The organism is Tateyamaria sp. (assembly GCF_059783535.1).
This window is the reverse complement of sequence record NZ_JBYNDP010000149.1, coordinates 1-8472: the sequence shown is the minus strand read 5'-3', so window position 1 is coordinate 8472 and position 8472 is coordinate 1. Positions and strand designations below refer to the sequence as shown.

The following is an 8472-nucleotide window of genomic DNA, read 5'->3' as shown; positions in this document are numbered from 1 at the left end:
AACACCGCCCCGGCGCTACGGGGTCACTGGCCGCAGGCCCCGCAACACGACACGAGGGGGCGATATGATCGGCGTACTTCCCGACACGGAACTGAAAGCGATGATGGATCGCGGTGAGATCACCGCAGAACCCGCCGTGATTGCTGCGCAGATTCAGCCCGCCAGCCTCGACTTGCGATTGGGCACCGTCGCGTATCGCGTCCGTGCATCCTTCCTTGCAGGCCATGGCGCGCGTGTCAGCGATCGCTTGACAGAATTTCAGATGCACGAGGTCGACCTGTCCGGTGGTGCTGTGCTGGAAAAGGGCTGTGTCTATGTCGTGCCCTTGATGGAAGCGCTGGACCTGCCCGACGGGGTCCAGGCAGTGGCCAATGCCAAAAGCTCGACCGGGCGTTTGGATTTGCTGACCCGTACGATCACCGATGGCGGGACCGAATTTGATCGCATTCCACCGGGATATACCGGTCCCCTCTATGCCGAGATTTGCCCGCGCTCATTTTCTGTTCTTGTGCGGCCCGGCATGCGCTTGAACCAAATCCGCTTTCGCGCGGGACAGGCGGTGCTGAGCGATGACGAGCTCAGCAAGCTACACGAAGATATGCCATTGGTGAACGGCACCGCCGTCATTGATGAAGGTTTGGGCTTTTCCGTGGATTTGCGTCTGCCGGACACAACGCTGGTGGGATACCGGGCCAAACCGCACACGGGTGTGATCGATCTGGACAATATCGGCCATTATGACCCGGCCGAGTTCTGGGAAGAGGTGCACGCGCGGGACGGTCATATCATCCTCGATCCCGGTGCGTTCTATATTCTGGTCAGCCGAGAGGCTGTCCACATCCCGCCCGACTACGCTGCCGAAATGGCCCCCTACCTGGCCATGGTGGGCGAGTTCCGTGTGCACTATGCCGGTTTCTTTGATCCCGGTTTCGGGCACGATGCAGCAGGCGGCACCGGATCACGAGGCGTGCTTGAAGTGCGCTGTCACGAGGCGCCTTTTGTACTGGAGCATGGCCAGATTGTCGGTCGCCTGATTTACGAGCGGATGGCGGCGCAGCCTGAACAGCTCTATGGCGCGGGCATTGCCTCGAACTACCAGGGCCAGGGCCTGAAACTGTCCAAGCACTTCGCTGCGCCAAACACCTAGTTACCGTTTGCCGGTTCCTCCACCGGTTCACCGTTTTGCCGAGCCGGAGAATCCGGCTTGAAGATACGCTTGCCTGCCGATTGAATGGAGGCAAAGGCATCTTCGGCCATGAAACCCGACAAGAAAGCGATGAAGGCCACCGTATAGGGGCTGAGTTCGACATCATTTGCAGGCCCACTGCCCTGTGTCAGCGCCAGCATGCCAGCGCCCGAAAACAGGAAGATGGCGATGGCGGCAGCAATACCTTCGCCCACGTTTACAAACAGCCGCGACAGGGTCAGCGTGTCCGCCTCTTTTGACGAATAGTAACGACGTGAGAAGGCGACGACTGTGCCCAAGCCCCCGGACGCGATTGTCACGATCAAGGTCAGGAAAATGGTCGGAAAGCTGACAAAGCGCATCAGGATGTCGGGAAAGATCGGAAAATTCAATGACAGCGCTGACAGGCGCGCGCGTGCCGGATCGCCCGGGCCCAATGTATCCTGCAAGGCCAGGATTTGATTGTTGTGGCCGGTCCAACGCTCCCGCAACTCGTCAATCTGCGCCTGCATCGCCTCTTTCTCGGCCTTGATGACGAGCGAGGCGCTGTTCGCCGTTTCTACATCCGTAGACAAAAGATCAAGCGTTGCGATCGTCTCATCATGCAAACCGGTGTATCCGTCAGTTGTATCTAGATCGACGTCGCTTTTCTCAAGCCCGTCCCCCAACGTCCGCATCAGGGTCCGTAACTGCAAGTCAGCTGTCTTGGCGCGCAGTGTTGGCGGCGTCGATGACACGGTGCTGTGCAAGGATTCGAGTGTGGCGTCATAGACAAGTCGCTGAGGTCCAGCCAACACAAACTGGTATTCCGACAGCTTGCCGAGGGTCGCATCCACTTCGGCCCGCAAGGCTGACTTGGCAACGGCGATGGCACCAAAGGAACGGCTGTGCCTGGCCTCGATGTCGGACATTTTGGCGGCGTGAAGCTGAATGTCCCGCGTAACACCCGTTTTCGCGCGTTCCAGATCCTGTTCGCGCTTGATGATAAACAGCAGATTGTCGATGTCCGACACCAACGCTCGGCTGTCTTGCGTGGCCGTTTGCGCAACAGGCTCAGCCTGCCATGCCGTGCGATAGATGTAGCTGCCAAAGCCAATCGTGACGAACAGTACGAAAATGACGTACAAGCCGATGACTGTGACGCCTAATGAAACTGAAGAAACAAAAACGCTGGGCTTACTATGTGCCATAATGAGTTCCCCCCAGAACAATGAGGGTTACGCTACGGCACTGAATTTATTCAATCAATGGTGGTTTTCCCCACCTTCATGGCGCATCCGCGCGCTGTTGAGCTATTTTCGCTCCGCTTTGGCGGCTTGTCGCGCCTGACGCGCTGCACGTCGCGCGCGCCGCTGTTCCCGCACTTCGGCCTGCGTCGGGCCGTCGTTGTGATCGTCCAATTGAGGCTGCGGCGGCGGTGCCGATTGCCGACCGCGCGTGGCACGGTTAAGGCCAGCGTCAATACCCTTGTTGATCGCCTTGCGCATGATGATCCGCATGATCATGTTGATGATCTGATTTACATTCATGGGACTGCTCCGCCCTGCTCGCTTTTGTCCAATATAACGACAAATGCGTCGAATTTCAGACGTAATCTTTTCTCAGTCTTCAAAAAGCTCGGACTGACCCTCTTCGCTTTCATCTTCCGGTTCAGTCTCTGGCCCCGGAAGTGTCCCGGGTGGCGGTCGATTTTCCAGCAGGCCAGCGGCACGCAATTCCTTGAGACCGGGCAGATCGCGGGCATTTTCCAGACCAAAGTGATCGAGGAAAGATTGGGTGACAACGAAGGTCACAGGCCGTCCAGGCGTCATCTTACGCCGCCCGAACCGTATCCATTCCAGTTCGAGTAGTTGATCGACCGTGCCACGGCTCACGCTGACGCCGCGGATCTCTTCGATTTCCGCCCGTGTCACGGGCTGGTGGTAGGCGATGATGGCAAGTGTCTCGATTGCGGCGCGCGACAGTTTGCGGGTTTCCACCGTTTCCTTCTGCATCAGAAACCCGAGATCAGCGGCAGTACGGATCGCCCAGGCATCGCCGACCTTCATGACCTGCACACCGCGCCCTTCATAGCGTTTGCGCAGATAGACCAAGGCTTCCGCCGCGTCGCAGCCATGCGGCATACGGGCCTCCAACTCGCGCGTTGTGACGGGTTCCGCTGTGGCAAAGAGGATTGCTTCGACCATCCGCTCCTGCTCCGCCATGGGCGGGGCTTCGAACAGGCTTTCTTCTTGATCTTCAGTTGCTTCTGTCACGTTGCTCATCTCTCTTGCGCAGCTGAATGGGCGCGAATGTCTCGGACTGGCGGATCTCCAGATGCCCTTCTTTCACCAGTTCCAGGCTGGCGGCAAAGGTGGCGGCCGTCGCGGATCGGCGTTTGGCCGGGTCCATCTCCCAGCCCTCGGGCAGATAGGACAGGATGTCGGTCCAATCGCCGGCAAAGCCGATGAGGCCGCGCATCCGGTCCAGCGCCTGTTCCATTGTGAATACGGCGTCGCGGTCCATGACAAATGGCCTGAATTCGTCGCGCGTGCGGATACGGGCATAGCCCTGCATCAAGTCCAGCAGTGTGGCGGTGTACGTCACTTTGCGCACCCGTGTCACCATCTCGGATTGACCCCGGGCAAAGAAGTCGCGCCCCAGCTGGTCCCGCGCCATCAGTCGGGCGGCAGAGTCGCGCATGGCCTGCAGGCGTTCAAGCTGGAACGCCAGATGCGCCGCCAGTTCCTCGCCCGATGGTCCCTCTTCCGTTGGATCAGGCGGCAAGAGCAGACGAGATTTCAGGAACGCGAGCCAAGCGGCCATCACGAGGTAGTCTGCAGCCAATTCCAGCCGCAACTGCTTTGCCTTCTCGACAAAGGCCAGATACTGGCGGGCAAGCTGGAGCACAGAGATTTTGCGCAGGTCGACCTTCTGGGTGCGGCTGAGCGTCAGAAGCAGGTCAAGTGGCCCCTCAAAGCCATCGACATCGACAATAAGCGCCTCCGCCGCAAGGCGGTCGGCGACCGAAATACGGTCTTCCTCGAATGTATCTTCAGCCATGCCCCACGCTTTTACCTGCCCCGCTCAAAAGCGCCTCAAGTTCGGCGTTGAGCTCGACAATGTCAATGTCGTCGGGGGTTTGACGTACCGCCAAAGCAGCCTCGGCCCGTGTTTGGGCAGCGTCCGTCATTTGACCTGCTGCATTGGCGGAGGCGATACGGTCAGCGAGCGGCGCATTGCAGTGCAAAACCACATCGCAGCCCGCATTCAACGCGCGACGCGCAATCTGATCTGGTGTGCCGTTCAGCGCCTTCATCCCGATGTCATCCGTCATGATCAGCCCGTCAAAGCCGATATCAGTACGGATCAGGGCCATCGTGTCGGCCGACAGCGTTGCAGGTGTGTCATCCACGGCCTCGTAGACAACATGCGCTGTCATCCCCATCGGTAAGTCATTGAGCGATCGAAATGGAGCAAAATCCGTCTCTCTCAGTGTGTCGAGGCTGACATCCACCCGCGGCAGATCATAATGGCTGTCGAGATCGGTGCGACCATGCCCCGGCATGTGCTTCACCACAGGCAGAACGCCACCATCCAAGTGACCCTGCGCAGCGGCACGGCCCAGAGCAGCGATATCGCCCGGAGATGTTCCATAGCAGCGGTTGCGCAGGAAATCGTGGGTTTCCTTGACCACAAGATCAACCATCGGCGCGCAATTGCTGTCAATTGTCAGCGCTTTAAGTTCATGCGCTATGTGCCTGTAGCGCAAGTACATTGCACGTTCAGCGTCGTCGCCAGCGGATTGCACGAAATCCAATGGCGGCAACCATTCGGTCCAGGTTGGGCCACGCATCCGCTGCACGCGCCCGCCTTCTTGATCGATGGTAATGATCGCCTCGCGTCCGACCGCATCGCGGAACTCAGAACACAGACCATAGACCTGATCAGGTGTGTCGATATTGCGGGCAAAGAGGATGAAGCCGAACGGGTCGGCATCGCGAAAGAACGCCTTTTCATCCTTCGTCAGACGCAAACCATCCGCATCGAGGATGGTTGCGCCAAAATTGCTCATCGTGTGACCACCGGAATACAGTCCGCGCCTTCGGCGACCAAGGCCGAACAGAAGCGCCGCGCATCGCTGAGATCAGCAAACCCATGGGCACGCAAGCGGTAGAAGGTGCGTCCGCCGGATTGCGCCTGTTGCACAATCCGGTCCTTGCCCCTCAACAAGTCGCCAAAACGCCCCTGCATCTTGTCCCATTCGGAGCGCGCCACGTCCGGGCTGTCGAAAGCACCAAGCTGCACCAGTCGCGTCCCCGCGGGGATTGTTGTCGCGTCCAGATCGCTGGTCTGCGGTTCTGCGCGCGGCGCGGCGTCTGGCACAACAGTCTGCGGTGCAGACGCGGGACGTATCTGCGGTCGTTTTGACGCCTTTGGCCCGGGCCCCTTTACAACGGCGGGAACTGGCGTGGGCGTCTCCGGCAGATCAGCGGTTGTTACACTGGCCAGCACTGGCTCCACTTCGGCTGCGTCGGCCTCAATAGTCTCGGCGCCGCTTGTCAATTGTCTGACCAGATCGTCAATATCGCCGCCGTCCAGCGCGGTCGCCACATCGACCGGAGCGGCCTCGAGGCTGGCTGCCACGTCCAACGGTTCGGGCTGTTGCACGGGCGCCACCGTTTGAGCGGCGATCGGCTGATCTTCTTCGGTCAGATCGACAGGGCGCGGAGCCAGTGTGACCTGATCCACCGGGCCAGATGCTTCGCCAGCGGCAGCCACTTCGTTCACCGCAAGGCCAGTGTTCCGAGCCAGCTGGCCGCCTGGATTTTCGGGACGCACACGCATCTCACCTTCGGCAGCGCGCACAACCGGAATGCCGGAAACATCCCGCATCACCAGCTTGTAGCCCCAAACCGAGACCCCCGCGATCAACGCAAGCGAAACAGCAGCACCTGCGAAATTCGTAAGGTTTTTCAGCATGTTTGACGGCGGCATTGACGCCTCTTGGAGCGTATCATAGCCCCCGTGACCCATGTCTTGGGAATAGTGCATATCTGCCATCTGTAGCCTCGTTGCCCGCACGGATACATGCCCGCGCAAGTCATCTTGTTGGTTTTGCCCGCCCGGTGGCGCGCCTTGGGATATGTGCCTGTGTGCCCCTATTGGCGGGACGTTAACGCAGCTCTTCGGCTGGTTTCACCCCAAGAATACCAAGGCCCGCTGCAATTACAACGGCGGAGGCACGCGCCAACGCGATTTTTGACTGAGAGGTTGCGGGATCGTCCTGCAGAAAGCGCAATTCAGGCAGGTCATTCCCCCGGTTCCACAGCCCGTGGAACACACCCGCGAGGTCATAGAGGTAGAAGGCAATCCGGTGCGGCTCATTCGTCCGCGCAGCGGTTTCAACCAGCCGCGGCCATTCCGCCAGCTTGGCGGCAAGGGCCAATTCAGCCTCATGATCCAGCTTGGTCAGGTCAGACGCGGCCAGCGTCGCGTCATCCACCACGATACCGGCCTCGGTCGCCTTGCGCAGAACCGACTTCACCCGCGCATGCGCGTATTGCACATAGAACACCGGGTTTTCCTTGGACTGCTCAAGGGCAGCATCCAGATCGAAATCGAACATCGCATCGTTCTTACGCGTCAACATCATGAAGCGGGTCACGTCGGGGCCGACCTCGTCCACCACGTCGCGCAGGGTCACAAAGGTCCCTGCCCGCTTGGACATCTTGAACTCCTGCCCGTTCTTGAACAGCTTCACCAGCTGCGTCAGCTTGATGTCCAGCGGCACCTTGCCATCCGACAGCGCGCTAACCGCCGCTTTCATGCGCTTGACGTACCCGCCGTGATCCGCACCGAACACATCGATCAACGCATCAAAGCCGCGTTGTACCTTGTCGTAGTGGTAGGCAATGTCGGGGGCGAAATAGGTCCACGATCCATCAGACTTCATAACGGGACGATCGACGTCATCGCCATGATCTGTGGACTTGAACAAGGTTTGTTCCCGCGGTTCCCAATCCTCAGGCTTTTTGCCCTTGGGCGGCTCCAGCACACCTTCGTAGATCAGGCCTTTGCCCCGCAGATCATCCAGCGCCGCCTCGATCCGGCCCGTGCCGTAAAGCGACTTTTCGGAATAGAAGACATCCATTTCCACACCAAGTGCAGCCAGATCGTCACGGATCAGATCCATCATCGCCTCGGTCGCGAACTCCCGTACCTCAGCCAGCCAGAACTGTTCACCCTTGCCAACAAAGACATCTCCGACCTTGTCTTTGAGCGCTTCACCAACCCCGATCAGGTAGTCGCCGGGATATGTGCCATCCTCAAATGCAACCTCTTGCCCGTGCGCTTCGAGATAGCGAAGGTAAACAGATCGGGCGAGCACATCGACCTGCGCGCCGCCATCATTGATGTAGTATTCGCGCGTGACGTCATGACCTGCAAAGTCCAGCAGCGAGGCTAGCGCGTCCCCAAACACAGCCCCCCGCGTGTGACCCACATGCAGTGGCCCCGTTGGGTTAGCAGACACGTATTCAACATTGACCTTTTGGCCCGCGCCCAAATCAGACCGCCCATAGTCCGTTCCAGCCTGCAACACGGCAGCAACAACACCCTGCCAGACCGACGGCGCAAGTCGCAGGTTCAGAAACCCCGGTCCTGCCACGTCTGCGCTGGTGATGCGGTCATCTTCTGCCAGACGCTTTGCCAGCGCTTCAGCAATGTCGCGCGGCTTCATCTTCGCGGGCTTTGCCAGAACCATCGCGGCATTGGTTGCCATATCGCCGTGTGCCGCATCGCGTGGTGGTTCGACGGCAACATTGTTTGTCGCCAAATCGGCAGGCAATTCGCCCGCCTCGGACATGGCGGCAAGGTTGGTCAGCACGAGGGCGCGAATATCGGCAAAAAGGTTCATGGGAGGAGTGACCAGCCTATCAATTTGAGTGATTTGCGGGGTGTATCACGCGCACCCCAAGCGTCAAGCATGACTACCCGATCAGGCGGGTGTGTTCCTGCAGGGCAAATCGGTCTGTCATGCCCGATATGTAATCCGAAACACTGCGGGCCAGCGCCACCTCATCCCGTGCATCCAAGTTTCGACGCCATTCTGCGGGTAGCAGGTCAGGTTTGGACAGGAACAGCGGGAAGAGGTCATTGATAATACGGGTCACGCGTTCGCGCTCCACCATCACCGACGGGGCGCGATACATGTTGGTGAACAGGAATGACCGGATTTGCTTGAGGTCCACCCAAAGCGCATCTGAAAACCGGATGACTGGCCGACCCAAATGGCGGATATCCTC

The 8472-nt window shown here is 59.2% G+C and carries 8 protein-coding genes and 1 pseudogene; 1 reads left to right on the top strand and 8 read right to left on the bottom strand.

The features are described 5' to 3' along the window. Positions 1–64: 64 nt before the first annotated feature. The gene (locus tag AC6RA8_RS19340; RefSeq protein ID WP_500354986.1) at positions 65–1147 is read left to right on the top strand and encodes a 2'-deoxycytidine 5'-triphosphate deaminase; all 1083 of its coding nucleotides are present in this window, start codon (positions 65–67) and stop codon (positions 1145–1147) included. Here the strand turns inward: AC6RA8_RS19340 and AC6RA8_RS19335 are convergent. From AC6RA8_RS19335 to AC6RA8_RS19300, 8 genes and pseudogenes are all read right to left on the bottom strand, one after another. Beyond that, positions 1144–2376: a hypothetical protein gene (locus AC6RA8_RS19335; RefSeq protein WP_500354984.1), complete on the bottom strand. Its 1233-nt coding sequence runs from the start codon at positions 2374–2376 to the stop codon at positions 1144–1146. The genes AC6RA8_RS19340 and AC6RA8_RS19335 overlap by 4 nt on opposite strands. A 102-nt stretch (positions 2377–2478) precedes the next feature. Next, on the bottom strand, positions 2479–2715 hold the full coding sequence (locus AC6RA8_RS19330; RefSeq protein WP_500354982.1) for a hypothetical protein: 237 nt from the start codon (positions 2713–2715) through the stop codon (positions 2479–2481). Between the two features lie 72 nt (positions 2716–2787). Beyond that, positions 2788–3450, bottom strand: a complete 663-nt coding sequence (gene scpB, locus AC6RA8_RS19325; protein ID WP_500354980.1) for an SMC-Scp complex subunit ScpB — start codon at positions 3448–3450, stop codon at positions 2788–2790. Beyond that, a complete protein-coding gene (locus tag AC6RA8_RS19320) occupies positions 3425–4228 on the bottom strand; it encodes a segregation and condensation protein A (RefSeq protein WP_189370513.1) in 804 nt (267 codons plus the stop codon). Before AC6RA8_RS19320 ends, scpB begins: the two co-directional genes overlap by 26 nt. After that, complete coding sequence (nagZ, locus tag AC6RA8_RS19315; RefSeq protein ID WP_500354978.1) at positions 4221–5240, bottom strand: beta-N-acetylhexosaminidase; 1020 nt, start codon at positions 5238–5240, stop codon at positions 4221–4223. The genes AC6RA8_RS19320 and nagZ overlap by 8 nt, the downstream gene beginning before the upstream one ends. Next, the gene (locus AC6RA8_RS19310) at positions 5237–6229 is read right to left on the bottom strand and encodes an SPOR domain-containing protein (RefSeq protein ID WP_500354976.1); all 993 of its coding nucleotides are present in this window, start codon (positions 6227–6229) and stop codon (positions 5237–5239) included. The genes nagZ and AC6RA8_RS19310 overlap by 4 nt, the downstream gene beginning before the upstream one ends. 112 nt (positions 6230–6341) lie before the next feature. Beyond that, positions 6342–8084 (bottom strand): arginine--tRNA ligase, encoded by a 1743-nt coding sequence (gene argS, locus AC6RA8_RS19305; protein WP_500354974.1) that lies wholly within the window; start codon positions 8082–8084, stop codon positions 6342–6344. Between the two features lie 73 nt (positions 8085–8157). After that, a pseudogene (locus AC6RA8_RS19300) lies at positions 8158–8472 on the bottom strand (deoxyguanosinetriphosphate triphosphohydrolase); the annotation flags it as partial.